Source organism: Anaerosoma tenue, assembly GCF_023161965.1.
GTDB lineage: Bacteria > Actinomycetota > Coriobacteriia > Anaerosomatales > Anaerosomataceae > Anaerosoma > Anaerosoma tenue.
The window spans coordinates 329645-343942 of sequence record NZ_JALNTY010000001.1 but is presented as its reverse complement, the minus strand read 5'-3'; the positions used below and the strand labels follow the sequence as shown (position 1 = coordinate 343942).

The 14298-nt window shown below is 66.0% G+C and carries 16 protein-coding genes; all 16 read right to left on the bottom strand.

What is annotated here, in order from left to right:
- Nucleotides 1–2 precede the first annotated feature (2 nt).
- Entirely contained in the window at nucleotides 3–308 is a 306-nt protein-coding gene (locus MSB02_RS10565; RefSeq protein ID WP_267193483.1) for a YlxR family protein, read from the bottom strand.
- Complete coding sequence (nusA, locus tag MSB02_RS01690; RefSeq protein ID WP_267193482.1) at nucleotides 305–1447, bottom strand: transcription termination factor NusA; 1143 nt, start codon at nucleotides 1445–1447, stop codon at nucleotides 305–307. The genes MSB02_RS10565 and nusA overlap by 4 nt, the downstream gene beginning before the upstream one ends.
- Complete coding sequence (locus MSB02_RS01685) at nucleotides 1444–1929, bottom strand: ribosome maturation factor RimP (protein WP_267194100.1); 486 nt, start codon at nucleotides 1927–1929, stop codon at nucleotides 1444–1446. The genes nusA and MSB02_RS01685 overlap by 4 nt, the downstream gene beginning before the upstream one ends.
- 184 nt (nucleotides 1930–2113) lie before the next feature.
- Nucleotides 2114–3841, bottom strand: a complete 1728-nt coding sequence (locus MSB02_RS01680; RefSeq protein WP_267193481.1) for a proline--tRNA ligase — start codon at nucleotides 3839–3841, stop codon at nucleotides 2114–2116.
- Between the two features lie 67 nt (nucleotides 3842–3908).
- Nucleotides 3909–4301, bottom strand: coding sequence for a Gfo/Idh/MocA family oxidoreductase (locus tag MSB02_RS01675; protein ID WP_267193480.1), 393 nt, complete (start codon nucleotides 4299–4301; stop codon nucleotides 3909–3911).
- Between the two features lie 81 nt (nucleotides 4302–4382).
- Entirely contained in the window at nucleotides 4383–5432 is a 1050-nt protein-coding gene (gene ispG / locus MSB02_RS01670; protein ID WP_267193479.1) for a flavodoxin-dependent (E)-4-hydroxy-3-methylbut-2-enyl-diphosphate synthase, read from the bottom strand.
- 3 nt (nucleotides 5433–5435) lie between these two features.
- Nucleotides 5436–6692: a M50 family metallopeptidase gene (locus MSB02_RS01665; RefSeq protein ID WP_267193478.1), complete on the bottom strand. Its 1257-nt coding sequence runs from the start codon at nucleotides 6690–6692 to the stop codon at nucleotides 5436–5438.
- A gap of 56 nt (nucleotides 6693–6748) precedes the next feature.
- Nucleotides 6749–7885 carry a 1-deoxy-D-xylulose-5-phosphate reductoisomerase gene (dxr, locus tag MSB02_RS01660; RefSeq protein WP_267193477.1) on the bottom strand — a complete coding sequence of 379 codons (1137 nt, stop codon included), beginning with the start codon at nucleotides 7883–7885 and terminating at the stop codon, nucleotides 6749–6751.
- Nucleotides 7882–8694: a phosphatidate cytidylyltransferase gene (locus tag MSB02_RS01655; RefSeq protein WP_267193476.1), complete on the bottom strand. Its 813-nt coding sequence runs from the start codon at nucleotides 8692–8694 to the stop codon at nucleotides 7882–7884. Before MSB02_RS01655 ends, dxr begins: the two co-directional genes overlap by 4 nt.
- Nucleotides 8691–9476 (bottom strand): isoprenyl transferase, encoded by a 786-nt coding sequence (locus tag MSB02_RS01650; protein WP_267193475.1) that lies wholly within the window; start codon nucleotides 9474–9476, stop codon nucleotides 8691–8693. The genes MSB02_RS01655 and MSB02_RS01650 overlap by 4 nt, the downstream gene beginning before the upstream one ends.
- Nucleotides 9477–10034, bottom strand: a complete 558-nt coding sequence (frr, locus tag MSB02_RS01645) for a ribosome recycling factor (protein WP_267193474.1) — start codon at nucleotides 10032–10034, stop codon at nucleotides 9477–9479.
- The gene (gene pyrH / locus MSB02_RS01640) at nucleotides 10034–10756 is read right to left on the bottom strand and encodes a UMP kinase (protein WP_267193473.1); all 723 of its coding nucleotides are present in this window, start codon (nucleotides 10754–10756) and stop codon (nucleotides 10034–10036) included. The genes frr and pyrH overlap by 1 nt, the downstream gene beginning before the upstream one ends.
- Before the next feature lie 97 nt (nucleotides 10757–10853).
- On the bottom strand, nucleotides 10854–11771 hold the full coding sequence (tsf, locus tag MSB02_RS01635) for a translation elongation factor Ts (protein WP_267193472.1): 918 nt from the start codon (nucleotides 11769–11771) through the stop codon (nucleotides 10854–10856).
- A gap of 59 nt (nucleotides 11772–11830) precedes the next feature.
- Nucleotides 11831–12670 (bottom strand): 30S ribosomal protein S2, encoded by an 840-nt coding sequence (gene rpsB, locus MSB02_RS01630; protein ID WP_267193471.1) that lies wholly within the window; start codon nucleotides 12668–12670, stop codon nucleotides 11831–11833.
- 199 nt (nucleotides 12671–12869) lie between these two features.
- Entirely contained in the window at nucleotides 12870–13469 is a 600-nt protein-coding gene (locus tag MSB02_RS01625; protein WP_267193470.1) for a response regulator, read from the bottom strand.
- Nucleotides 13470–13497: 28 nt separating this feature from the next.
- Nucleotides 13498–14289 (bottom strand): RNA polymerase sigma factor WhiG, encoded by a 792-nt coding sequence (gene whiG / locus MSB02_RS01620; RefSeq protein WP_267193469.1) that lies wholly within the window; start codon nucleotides 14287–14289, stop codon nucleotides 13498–13500.
- Nucleotides 14290–14298: the final 9 nt, after the last annotated feature.

Genomic DNA, 14298 nt, shown 5'->3' with positions numbered 1-14298 from the left:
CGTCACCGTCCAGTTCTCGAAGCGGAGGCCCCACGGTCCTGGAGCACGTCCTCGAATTCATGTCTTAGGCGCTCCACGTCCTCTTCGACGAGACTCACCCGGAGCGCGGATGTGAGCCTCCTACCGGATACCGCGGACTCGAAACAGGCGATCATAGGGCACACGGACGCACCGCGTCCCGGCGCCTTGCCCGTGGGATCCACGTGTACTTCACCATCACCGTCGCGCACCAGGCGCACGAAGGCACGCTTGTCGTCCACGCGCCGACACGCGACGCACGTCCGTTGTGGGGTTGCGCGGTGACTCACGACTCGTCCGCGGCCTCCTTCTCATGCACGCCACAGTACCGGCTGCCAGGCCGTGCCTGGTTACGGCACCGGATGCCGGTGCTCGTCACCGCGATGCAGCGGCCGTCGCCCTCATCGCCGTCGAGGTCGCCGCCGGTGACCGCCTCTGCAAGCCCGGTCGAGACGGCCTGGCCGAGACTCTTGATGTCGATCCGCCAGCCGGTGAGCTTGGCGGCCAGCCGGGCGTTCTGCCCTTCCTTGCCGATGGCGAGCGAGAGTTGGTCGTCGGGGACGATCACAGTGGCCGTGTGGGTGTCGTCGGAGACGACCACACGGGCAACCTTGGCCGGTGAGAGTGCGTTGCCGACGAAGGTGGCCGGATCCTCAGACCACGGGACCACGTCGATGCGCTCGCCGCGCAACTCGGCGACGACCATGCGCACGCGACTCCCCTTGGGGCCGACGCAAGCGCCTACCGGGTCGAGGCCGGGCTCGCGCGATGACACGGCGATCTTGGAACGCATGCCTGGCTCGCGTGCGACGCTCTTGATCTCGACGATGCCGTCGTAGATCTCCGGGACCTCGAGCTCGAAGAGCCGCTTCAGCAGATTGGGGTGCGTACGCGAGACGACGATCGACGGCTCGTTGGAGGTCTTCCGGACATCGATGATGAGCGCCTTCAGACGCTGGTTGTGCTCGTAGCGCTCGTTGGGGGGCTGCTCCGCATGCGGCAACAGCGCCTCGACCCCTTCGCGGATCTTGACGAGCGTGTACCGGGAGTCGGACTGCTGGACCGTACCTGTGATGCTGTCACCGATCCGGTCGGCGTACTCCTCGAAGATCTGCTCGCGTTCGGCCTCGCGGATCGACTGCGTGATCACCTGCTTCGCCGCAGTGGCGGCATAGCGGGAGATATCCGAAGGCGTGACGTCACGCGCTTCGAACACGGGCTCTTCCTCGGTACCGCCCACAGGGACGAGTTCGTAGACGTGGATACGCCCGCTCTCGCGGTCGATCGTCACCGAGCAGTCATTGTCCGAGTCGAGGATCCGCTTGTAGGTGACGGCGAGTTGTTCCTCAAGACGCTCGAGCATGACCGTCTCGTCGATGTTCTTCTCGCGTGCGAGTTCACGCAATGCGTCCATCAGCTCGGAGCTCATCTGTTCTTCCCGTCCCTTTCGGTCGCCGTACCGAAGTCGGCTTTCAAACGTGCCCGTTCGATCCCATCGAACGGGACGCGGAGTTCCCTGTCGTCGGCCTGGATGACGACCTCATCGCCGTCGAATCCGACGAGCGTGCCTGTGAACCGCGAACGTCCGTCGATAGGACGATGCGTCTGGACCGACACCTTCTCGCCCGTGAAGCGCTCGAAGTGCTCCCGTGTGCGCAGCGGGCGCTCGATCCCCGGAGACGACACCTCGAGGGTGAACGCTCCGGAGAGCTGCGGCATGGCGTCGAGGGCCTCGGATATCCAGGGGTTGGCGTCGGCGATGGCGTCGATATCGATGCCGCCTTCTCTGTCGAGGAAGACCCGCACCGTACGGTGTTTACCGCCGCCGATGACTTCAACGGTCACCAGTTCGAGACCGTGCTCCCGCGCGCGAGGCTCGAGCGCCGCTATGAGTCCGTCAGCAAGCACCATGGGCACTCGACCTCCTTCCTTCCAGAACAAAAGAAGCGGGGGTAAGCCCACTTCTCACACGGGACGTTTGTCGTTCGTCGGGATTGTAGCACAGCACGCACATGCGGCAAACGGTCACGGGCGCTGGAAAAGGCATCCCGTGACCGGCGCGCGGCGCCTGTGTCACGCGGCGTTGTCGCGAGCTCTACGCGAGGGCGCTGCGGGCTTCTGCTACCAGTCTGGCAACGGTCGATACGGCCTGGTCCAGCGGCAGTGTGACCCGCTCACCGGTGGCCCGCGTCTTGAGCTCCACGACACCCTCGGCCACACCGCGCTTGCCTACAACCACCTGCATCGGCCAGCCGATCAGATCGGCATCGGCGAACTTGACGCCTGCACGCTCGTCGCGGTCGTCGATGACGACCTCCACGCCCGCATCGGCGAGCTCGGCGAAGATCCGCTCAGCGGCCGGGCCGACGAGGTCGTCGCCGGTCTGGAGCGGCAGGATCGCGACCTCGGCAGGGGCCACGGAGACGGGCCAGACGATGCCGTGCTCGTCATGGTGCTGCTCGATGACCGCTGCGAGCGATCGCGTGATGCCCACGCCGTAGCAGCCCATGATGAAGGGTTGCTCCGAGCCGTCTTCCGCGGTGTAGGTTGCGTGCATCGACTCCGAGTACTTGGTGCCGAGCTGGAAGACCTGCGACACCTCGATGCCGCGTGCCGCCCGGAGCGTCTCACCGCACACGGGGCAACCGTCGCCGGCCTCGGCCACGACGAGATCGGCCCATGCGTCGACAGCGAAGTCGCGGCCGGGCATCGCTCCGGTGAGGTGCACGTCGGGCTCGTTGGCGCCCACCGTCCATGCGAGCTCCGCCTTCAGCGTGCGGTCAGCGACGACGAGCGTGCCCTCAGGCGCGCCGACGGGGCCGAGGAAGCCCCGGTGGATGCCGAAGCGCGCGAAACCGTCATCGTCAAGGAGCTCGAGACCGGGGGCCACGCCCGCGGCCTTGAGTTCGTTGAGCTCGCGGTGACCGGGCACACACAGGAACACGAGCCTGCCGTTCTCGGTGGTGGCCGCCATGGTCTTGACGGTATGAGCGCCCGATACGCCCAGGAAGTCCGCGAGGTCGGCGATGGTCTGGACGCCGGGTGTGGCGACGCGCTCGAGCGGTTGCGCGGATGTCGCGGCCGCCTCGTACGGGACAACCGCTGACGCAGCCTCGACGTTCGCGGCCCATCCGCACTCACAGTAGACGAGCCCCGCCTCCCCGCTCTCGGCGAGCGCCATGAACTCGGTGGTCACCTTGCCGCCGATCTGACCGGAGTCGGCCTCCACCGGGCGCCAGTCGAGCCCCAGCCGATCGCAGATACGACCGTAAGCGTGCGCCATGGCGTCGTAGTGCTCCTTGAGGGACTCCTGGGTGGCGTGGAAGGAGTACGCGTCCTTCATGATGAACTCGCGTCCCCTGAGCAGTCCGAAGCGCGGGCGGATCTCATCGCGGAACTTCATGTTGATCTGGTACAGGGACACCGGAAGCTGCCGGTACGACCGCAACTCGCCACGGACGGTGGCGGTGATGATCTCCTCATGCGTGGGGCCGAGGCAGAACTCTCTTCCCTGCCGGTCGGTGAGGCGCGCCAACTCGGGCCCGTATACGTCCCAACGGCCTGACTGCTGCCATAGCTCGGCGGGTTGGACGATCGGCATGAGCATCTCCTGGCTGCCGATCGCATCCATCTCCTCGCGGACGATCCGCTGGACCTTGTGGACGGAGCGCCAGCCGAGCGGGAGGAAGGTGTAGATGCCCGCGGCGGCTCGTCTCATCAGCCCGGCGCGCAACATGAGCCGATGCGATGCGACCTCGGCCTCGACGGGATCCTCTTTGAGGGTGGGCGCATAGAGTTGGGACATCCTGAGTGCGACGGTCATTGTTCTCCTCGTCCATACATGGTCGAACATCCGTGTCCTGAGCGGTGGAGCAAGAGCTGTCGACCCGTCAGCCGATCCCGCGGTCGTCGGGGTGGAAACTCGGGACGAGCTCGTCCTCGCCAGAAGCGAGCGTCATGATGAGCCTGGCGACGAGATCGTGGACGATGATCGTATCGGTGTTGCCCTGGGCCCGGAAGGCCTCCTTGAGCTCGGGCTTCACGGCCCGGTCCCCGCTGACCTCTATGATCAGGTCGATCTCGCCTGACTTGGCACCGAGGACGCTGGCGTACTCGGTGTAGAAGATGTCGTGCTCCTGAGCGAAGCGGGCGCCGTGACTGTCGGGATCGGCGTCGGCGACCCCCACCACTTCGATGTACGGCAGCCGGGAAAGCGCCTCGAGCAATGGTGTGCCTGTGCGGCCACCGCCAACGATCGCAACGCGTACCTTCTGGCTGCTCATATCGCCCACCTCACGGCTACGACATCCCGGAACGTATCAGGAGGATACCGCAGCGGCGGGACGGCGACCACGCGTAACCACTCAGCCGAGCGAGTCGATCTCCTCGAAGAGCGCATCGACGATCTCGGCTTCTGGGACCTTACGGACGGGCTCCCCGTGTCTGAACACGAGTCCGACACCCTTGCCGGCCGCAACACCCACATCGGCGTCACGAGCTTCTCCCGGGCCGTTGACCACGCACCCCATGACGGCGACCTTGATCGGCACATCCAGTGCGCGGAGACGGCGGTCGACCTCGGAGGCGATCGGGACGAGATCGACCTGGCATCGCCCGCAGGTGGGGCATGACACGAGCTCCGGGCCACGCCTTCTGATATCGAGCGCGGCGAGGATCTCCCATGCCACGCGTACCTCCTCTTCAGGGGGCGCGGTGAGGGACACGCGCAGCGTGTCGCCGATCCCCTCTTCGAGGAGCACGCCGAGACCCACGGCCGACTTGATGGTGCCGGAGAACGCTGTGCCCGCCTCGGTCACACCGATATGCAGCGGGTATGGGACCTGTGCGGCGAGCAGCCGGTACGTGTCGATGGTTGTGAGCACCGAGGACGCCTTGGCGGAGACGACGATGTCGCTGAAGCCGCGGGACTCGAAGTGCTCGCAGAAGGAGACCGCGCTTGCGGCGAGCTTCTCGGCAAGAGGCATGTCGAGATCCTGGTACTCCCGTGCCAGGCTGCCGGCGTTCACACCGATGCGTATCGGGATGCCCGCCGCGCCCGCCGTATCGATCACGGCGTCCACACGCGCCATGTCGCCGATGTTCCCGGGGTTGATCCGCAGCTTCGCCGCTCCGCGGTGCGTGGCTTCGATGGCGAGACGGTGGTCGAAGTGGATGTCGGCGACCACAGGCAACGGACTCTCGGCGCATATGCGCTCGAAACCCTCGAGGGCGTCGGCCCGGGGTATCGCCACCCGGACGATCTCGCATCCCTCGGCCTCGAGCGCACGGATCTGAGCCAGTGTGGTCACGGCGTCGGCGGTGTCCGTGTTCGTCATCGACTGCACGCTCACGTTGGCGTCTCCGCCGAGCGGAACCGTGCCTACGTTCACCTGTGTGGACTGTCGCCGCTTCATCCGCTACCCCCCGAGCCGCGTGATATCAAGATACGTCAGGTAGCCGATGAGTGAGAACAGCAGCAGCGCGCCGACTGCGCTCAGGGCGAGCGACACGTTGCGACCGATGGGTCGTCCCACAACACGCTCGACGATCTCCAGGACGATCTTGCCGCCGTCGAGCGGCGGCAGGGGCAGGATGTTGACGATGCCGAGCGACAACGAGAGCGCCGCGATCAGGTACGCATAATCGATCGGACCGGCCTTCGCGGCTTCGGCTGCGCGTACTGAGACGCCGACGACGCTCGTGAACTGCGCGACCGTGGCGCTGAACCGCGACGGGTCGAAGAGTCCGAGCACGGTCTTGAACGTCATCACGGTGAGTTCGACGCTCTTGCCCAGGCTCTGGAACACGTTGGGCTCGACCTTGACCGGCGTGGGTCCGATACCGGCATAGCCGTGACCTTCCCGGTCGGCGAGCTCAAGCCGGAAGTCCATCTCGGCGCCGTTCCTGTCCATCGTGAGCACCACGCTGTCCCCGGGCTCGGTCATGCCCATCAACGCCTGGAACTCGGTCCACTGTTCGATGGGTTCGCCATCCAGAGCGACGAGCGTGTCTCCGTCGCGGATGCCCGCGGCTGCGGCCGGCGTACCGGTCTCGACCGTGTCCACACGCGTGGTGACGTCGTAGTAGCCCCATATGGTGAGGAAGACGGTGAAGGTGAGGATGGCGGCGACCAGGTTGGTGAGGACGCCGGCCGAGAGGATCGCGATGCGACGCGGCGTGGTCTGTCCGCGGTACGTGACGGCACGGGCCGCGTCGGCAAGCTCGGCGGCGCTCATGGCGGTGACATCCCCATCCACCGTCAGCGACAGCCTGCCCGCGTCGTCGCGCGAGACGGCTTTCCAGTCCTCGACGGTGAGCAGAAGCGCCTGCGCGCGCTCCTCGTCCACGCCGAGCTCGCGGGCGAGCGCGTGCGGCTCCGAGGTGCCGTTGTCGCGCACTGCGACCAGGGTCTCCCCCACCAACGGGTCTTCTGCGCCGGGTTCCATCCCGGCGATCCGCACGTAGCCTCCGAGCGGGATGGCCGTGATCCCCCAGTCCATGGCGTCGGTGCGGTATCGAATCGCCGGGCCGGGCAGGCCGAGCATGAACTCATGCACCTTCACGCCGAAGGCGCGTGCGGCAAGGAAGTGCCCGCCCTCGTGCATGACTACGAGGATCGAGAAGGTGATCACGCCCCAGAGGACGTTCTCAAGAGCGCCGAGCGCTGCGGTCATGGTGAGACTCCTATCGGTTCGGTGCGCTCCCGTTGCTGCAAGGGGCGCGCCATATCTCAGACGAGCAGTCCAGCAGCGGTCCGTCGGGCCCAGGCATCCGCATGCTCCACAGCCTCCAGCGTGTCGGCGGGCGCTCTGTGATGCCGTTCGAGCGTCGATTCGACCGTTGCGGGGATCGCGGTGAGCGGCACGCGACCTTCGAGGAACGCAGCGACGGCGATCTCGTTGGCCGCGTTGAGCACAGTGGGCATGGTGCCACCGGCACGACCCGCCTCGATCGCCAGGCGCAGGCTCGGGAAGGTGTCGACATCTGGTGGCTCGAAGTCCAGCGAGCCTAGGGTGCGGAAGTCGACCGGCGGTGCGGGCGCGTCCCAACGATCGGGATGACTGAACGCGTACTGGATCGGGATACGCATGTCGGTGGCGCCGAGGTGCGCCTTGACCGAGCCGTCGCTGAACTCGACCATCGAGTGCACACACGACTGCGGGTGGACCACCACCTCGATCCTGTCGTAGGCGACACCGAAGAGGTGGTGGGCCTCGATGACCTCGAGCCCCTTGTTCATCAGCGTGGCCGAGTCGATCGTGATCTTCGGCCCCATGGTCCAGCGGGGATGCGCCAGGGCCTCCGCGACCGTGACCCTGGCGAGGTCGGCAGCCATACGTCCGCGGAAGGGGCCTCCCGAGGCGGTCAGCCACAACTTGTGCACCGACTCCGCGGGCTCGCCCGACAGACACTGATAGATGGCCGAGTGTTCGCTGTCGACCGGAAGGATCCGATCGACGCCCAGGCGGGCGATGATGTCCCCTCCGGCGACGAGCGACTCCTTGTTCGCAAGCGCGAGACGGCTGCCGGCGCGCAGAGCTGCGATGGACGCCCGCAGTCCGGCCGCCCCGACGAGCGCGTTGAGCACGATGTCCACGTCGTCCGCGGCCGCGGACTCCTCTATCGCGGACGGTCCGCCGTGTATCCGGATGCCGGATGCAGCAGATGAGGAGGATGCGGCGTTCTCGTCACCCAGCGCAAGTCTCTTCACGCCGAACTCCTCGGCCTGTTCGAGAAGCAGTGAGACGCTCGAGTGTGCGGCGAGGGCGACGACCTCTATCCTGTCGGGATGCCGCCGTGCGACGTCGAGCGCCTGTCTCCCGATCGAGCCCGTCGAGCCGAGGATGGCGACACGAAGACGCCTCATCTCACACCCGCCACGAACAACGCGTAGTAGGTGACGATGGCGACCATGATGAAGCTGTCGAACCTGTCCAGGAAGCCGCCATGGCCCGGAAGGAGCGTGCCCGAATCCTTCACCCGGACCTCGCGCTTGATCCGGGACTCGGCGAGGTCGCCGATGACCGCGGCAACGGAGGCGAGCGCGCCGACGACGGCAAGCCATACAGGGGCTACAGGGAGATCGAGCAGCGCTCCGGCCGCGACCCAGGTCACGATCGTGCCGAGCGTTCCGGCTACGAGACCCTCCCATGACTTCTTGGGAGATATGCGCGGAGCGAGCGGGTGCCGCCCGAAGGCGGAGCCGGCGAGATAGGCGAACACATCGTTCGCCCAGACGCTGACGATGGTGGTGAGCGCGAGGAGCGTTCCGGCCTCCATCTCCCTGATGAGGATGAGGTGGGACAAGGTGAAGCCGACGTATACGGCGCCGAAGACTGTGATGCTCGTGTCGGCCAGACGTATCTGGCGTATCAGGACATGCCAGAAGAACGCACTGATCACGAGCGCGGCAACCACGGCTGTGAGCCCCGTTGATCCATGCCAGGCGGCAGCGAACGGCATCGCCACTACCGCCGTGAGGGCGACGACCTCGTTGGGCATGCGGCGCTCGCGTCGCGACATCGCGAAGAGCTCGATGCACGCAAGCGCGGCGATGACGGCGACCACCGCGGCAAGACCCCACACCCCGCCGAAGAAGAGCGCGGCCAGCATGACCACGCCGAGAGCGAGAGCGCTACCGGTGCGGATCCACAGGTCACGAAGGCTGACGGTCATGAGCGGCCCCCGAAGCGGCGGGTCCTGCCCTGGTAGTCCACGAGCGCCTTGAGCATGTCCCCTCGCTTGAAGTCGGGCCAGAGGGTCGAGGTCACCCAGAGTTCCGAGTACGCGATCTGCCACAGAAGGAAGTTGGATACACGCATCTCACCGCTCGTCCGAATGACGAGGTCCGGATCTGGGATGGCGTGCGTGTACAGGTGCGCCGCCAGCGTTTCCTCCGTGATGGCGTCCGGATCCTGTTCGCCTGCGGCCACGTCGCGGGCGATCAGGCGTACCGCCTCGGTGATCTCCAGGCGTCCGCCGTAGTTGAGCGCTACCACGAGCGTGAGCCTGTCGTTGCCGGCCGTCTTCTCCTCGGCCCGTCGGAAAGCCGTGAGCGTGGCCTCAGGGACCCCGGCCTCGCTGCCGATGAGCAGCACGCGGACACGCTTGTCCATCAGGTTCTCCATCTCGGCTTCGAGAACCTCGATGAAGAGCGACATGAGGCCGTCGACTTCGTCGGCGGACCTGCGCCAATTCTCGCTTGAGAACGAGTAGATGGTGAGGTAGCGGACGCCAAGCTCAAGACAGGCGGCGATGGATTCGCGGACGGCCTTGGCGCCGGCGCGGTGACCGAACAGCCGGGGCAACGCCCGCTTGGCGGCCCACCGTCCGTTGCCGTCCATGATGACGGCGACATGGGCGGGCGCCTGCCGGGGATCGAACCGATCGAGCAGCGCGCGGTCCGTCTTGGTCGTGAAGAACGCTTCCAGCGATGCCCTCGTGGGAGTCCCGGTCACTCAGACCTCCATGATCTCCGCTTCTTTGCGCTTGAGCATCTCATCGATCTCGGCGATGTGCGCGTCCGTGGCCTTCTGGATCTCGGCCTCGAAGTGGTGCAGCTCGTCCTGCGAGATCTCGTGCTCGCGTTCCTGACGCTTGTAGTGGTCGTTCGCGTCGCGGCGGATGTTGCGCACCGCGACCCGCGACTCCTCGGCATACCCCTTGCACAGCTTGACGAGGTCCTTGCGGCGCTCCTCGGTGAGCGGTGGGAACGGGACCCGGATGACGATGCCGTCGTTGGACGGGTTGAAGCCGAGGTCCGCCGAGCGGATCGCCTTCTCCATCGCGCCGAGGGCGGACTTGTCGTAGGGGCTCACGACGAGAAGCTGTGGCTCCGGGGCGCTGATCGATGCGAGCTGGTTGAGCGGCGTGAGTGCGCCGTAGTATTCCACGACCACCTTGTCGAGGATGCCCGCGGACGCGCGCCCGGTGCGCACGCCGGCGAACTCGTTGCCCAGGGCCGCGACCGCCTTGTCCATACGCTCGATGGTCTCTTTCAGGGTGTGTTCGGGCATCAGGAACCTCCTCGTACGATCGTTCCCACTGACTCTCCCAGGAGGGCTGCGGTGATGTTGCCCTCCTTCTCCATGTTGAAGACGATGATGGGCAGGTCGTTGTCCATCGCGAGACTGATCGCGGTGTTGTCCATCACCTTGAGGCCGAGGTTGAGCACATCGATGTAGGCCAGCTCATCGAACTTCCTGGCATCGGGCACCTGCATCGGGTCGGCGTCGTACACACCGTCGACCTTGGTCGCTTTCATGATGCACTCGGCATGGATCTCGAGGGCCCTCAGGGCGGCCGTCGTGTCGGTGGTGAAGTACGGGTTGCCGGTGCCGGCCGCGAAGATGACGGTGCGGCCCTTCTCGAGGTGCCGTATCGCCCTCCTGCGGATGTAGGGCTCGGCGACGTCCTTCATCTCGATGGCCGACATGACGCGGGTGAAGACACCATGCGACTCGAGCGTGTCCTGAAGAGCGAGCGCGTTCATGACTGTGGCGAGCATGCCGATGTAGTCGGCCTGTGCGCGGTCCATCCCCTTGGCCGAGGCCGCGACGCCCCGGAAGATGTTCCCGCCTCCGACCACGATAGCGACCTCCACGCCGCCCGCGACGACCTGCTTGATCTGCGCCGAGAGGAAATCGAGTATGCGAGGGTCGATGCCGTAACCCGCATCCCCCATGAGCGCCTCGCCAGAGAGCTTGAGCAGCACGCGCTTGTACCGGTACCCGGCCATGGTCCTCCCTCGATATCGGCTCCTCGTGGCCGTACGGCCTCCGACGATGATAGACCAACGGGGCGGTGCATCGCACCGCCCCGTTGCCGTCACGCTATCAGCAGCCGCAGCCGCTGCTCTTGGGTTCGGGGTTGGTCTCGCCGAGAACGAGGCGCTCGAACCGTACGACGTCAACAGCGGCGCCCGCTTCCTTGGACGTCTGCTCGGCGTGCTGCTTGACGGTGATATCAGGGTTCTTCACGAACGCCTGCTCGAGCAGGCAGAACTCCTTGAAGAACTTGTCGAGCCGGCCCTCGGCGATCTTCTGCTGGATCGGTTCGGGCTTGCCGGTCTCGGCGGCCTGCGCCTTGTAGATGGACATCTCGTGCTCGACGACGTCCGCGGCCACCTCGTCGCGGCGAACGGCGATCGGAGCTGCAGCGGCGATCTGCATGGCGACATCCTTGGCAAAGCCACGGACCACGTCGCTGGCGGCCGCCTCCGTCGAGCCGGTGGACACCTCTACAAGCACGCCGATGTTGCCGACGCCGTGGATGTAGACGCTCACGACACCCGCGTCGCTCGTAACCTCGTAGCGCGCGAAACGGGCGACACCCATGTTCTCACCGAGTTTGGCCACGGCTTCACCGAGGCGCTCCTCGACCGTGATCTCCGGACGGGCGAGGAACTCCTGAGCCATCAGGGCGTCCACGTCGGCCGGGGCGCCGGCGAGCACCTGCTGAGCGATCTCGGCCACGAACGAGGTGAAGTTCTCGTTCCGGGCGACGAAGTCGGTCTCGCAGTTGACCTCGACGATGGCGCCGGAACGGGCGTCGTCCGAGATCACACCGCCGATGACACCCTCGTTCGTCGCGCGACCGGCCTTCTTGGCGAGCGCGGCCAGTCCCTTGGTGCGCAGGATGTCGACCGCGGCCTCGAAGTCGCCTTCGGCCTCCACCAGCGCCTTCTTGCAGTCCATCATGCCGGCGCCGGTGCTCTCGCGGAGCTCCTTCACCATGCTTGCAGTGATCTCCATGACTCTCCTCCTCGGATGTGTGTCGTCAGCGCGGTCGAGCGCTTACGCCGGTGCCGGTTCTACTCGGCCGGGGCAGCTGTGTCCGGCGCAGGTTCAGCGACCGGTTCAGTGGCGGCGGGCTCGGCGTCCTCGGCCGCGGGTGCGGTGGCCGATGCGTCCGACGCAGCAACCTCGGCCTCCTCGGCCGCGGGAGCGCCCTCGCCCGGCGTGACAAGACCGGCCGCACGCCGTCCGTCGAGCGCGGCGTCGGCGATCACGCGGCAGATGAGCGCCACCGAACGGATCGCGTCGTCGTTCCCGGGGATGACGTAGTCGACCTCGTCCGGATCGGCGTTGGTGTCGACCAGGCCGATGAGCGGGATGCCGAGACGACGGGCTTCGCGCACGGCGATCGCTTCACGCTTGGTATCGACGACGAACACGGCCTTGGGGAGATCGGCCATGTCGCGGATGCCGTTGAGGTCGCGCTGGAGCTTCTCGAGTTCGCGCCGGAGCAGGAGCGCTTCCTTCTTGGGGAGCTGGAGCATCGCGCCCGACTCCTCCATGTTCTCGAGTTCGAGCATGCGCTTGATCCGGCCGCGGATGGTCACGAAGTTGGTGAGCATGCCGCCGAGCCACCGCTGGTTGACGTAGGGCATGCCTGCGCGCTCGGCCTCGCGGCGGATGGGGTCCTGCGCCTGCTTCTTGGTGCCCACCAGCAGGACCGACCCGCCACGTGCGCTGAGGTCGCGGACGAACTTGTACGTGGCATCGACCTCACGCAGCGTGCGCTGCAGGTCGAGGATGTAGATGCCGTTGCGCTCGGTGAAGATGTAGGGCTTCATCTTCGGGTTCCAGCGGCGGGTCTGATGACCGAAGTGCACACCGGCTTCGAGCAGGTTCTTCATGGAAACGGACATGGTGGTGCCTCCTTCTGGTTGTCGCCTCCGCCCGCTTCTTCTCCCGTCGCGACCGGACATGCCGGCACCTCGCGCGGGATCCACGGGCGTGTGAATTAAGAGCGCGGGTATGGTAGCACGAAATGGCGTGGATGTGTGAGGGGCCTGGGCGGAGCGCCCGAACCGGCGGTCAAACGCCTACCGTACGCGCCTCAGGGCGTCAGCGAAGCCCGGCGAACTCCCGGCCGCACGTGTTGCAGACGAAGTACGCGTCGTAGTGACCGGGGTGTCCGGGATCCGGGACCAGGCGTAGCGCGAGTTCGTTCTCGCACGCGGGACACCAGAGCATGCGCTTCAGGCCGACGTCATCCACGAGCGGCCCGACATCGCCTGTATCGGGGCGCAGGAACACGTGAAAGGCATCCGCACCCGTGGAGCCGGCCCCGAACGCTTCGAGGGTGAGTGTGACCTTCTCAGAGACATCCGCCGGACGTGACTGATTCTTGATCAGGTAGTCGGTGGCCCCGAGAGAGACCGCCTGCTCGATGGTGGACTCCTCCCCGAGATTGGTGAGGATGACGACCGGGATGTCCTTGGTCCGGGGATCGGCCTTGACGGCCTCGAGCACCTGAAGGCCGCCCATGCGCGGCATGATGAGGTCGAGCAGGATCAGATCGACGGGCTGGTCACGCAGCACCGAGAGCGCCGCGAGGCCATCGGCCGCGTCGAGCACCTCGTAGCCGTCCTGCACGAGACGGTCGTGATACATCCGTCGAAGAAGGTCGGTGTCCTCCACGATGAGCACGCGTCTACCTGCCATATAGAGCTCCGTTCCCCCAGTGCGTGTGCTAGCCGACGGGCAGGAAACCCTGAGCTGCGTGCAGTCGCGCCCGGAGCCTCAGCACCGCCTTGGTGTGCATCTGACTCACGCGCGACTCGGTGACACCGAGTACACTGCCGATCTCCTTGAGCGTGAGTCCTTCGTAATAGTACAACGCGATGACCGTCTTCTCGCGATCAGGGAGTCGATCGATCGCGCCAGCGAGTATCTCCTTGAGCTCAGCGCTCTCCAGCATGTGGACCGGGTCGTCGGCGGTCTCGTCGGGTATCGAGCCGAACGGGTCCATGCGGTCGTCGTGATCGGCGCCGGATGACCACATCTCCTCGAAGGAAATGACCGACGTGTATGACAGCTTGGTGAGTATGGCGCGGAGTTCCTGGGACGAGACCCCCATCTCACGCGCGATCTCGTTATCCGAGGGAACGCGCTTGAACCGGTTCTCGAGCGCAATGTAGGCGGCCTCGAAATCCCTGGCGCGGGAGCGCACTGATCGCGGGACCCAGTCCATGGCGCGCAGCTCATCGATTATGGCGCCCTTGATGCGTGCGATCGCGTAGGTCTCGAACTTGATCCCCCGCTCGGGATCGAACTTCTCGATGGCGTCGATGAGTCCGAAGATGCCGTACGAGACCAGATCGGCCGTGTCGACGGTCTGTGGAAGACCGGACGAGAGACGTCCTGCCACGTACTTGACGAGCGGTGAATACGCGATTATCAACCGGTCGCGTGCCCGGATGTCGTCGTCTGCCTTGAAAGACTCCCACGCAGCGGCAAGATCCGCCTTGGGATCGTTCCTCATACGATGTGG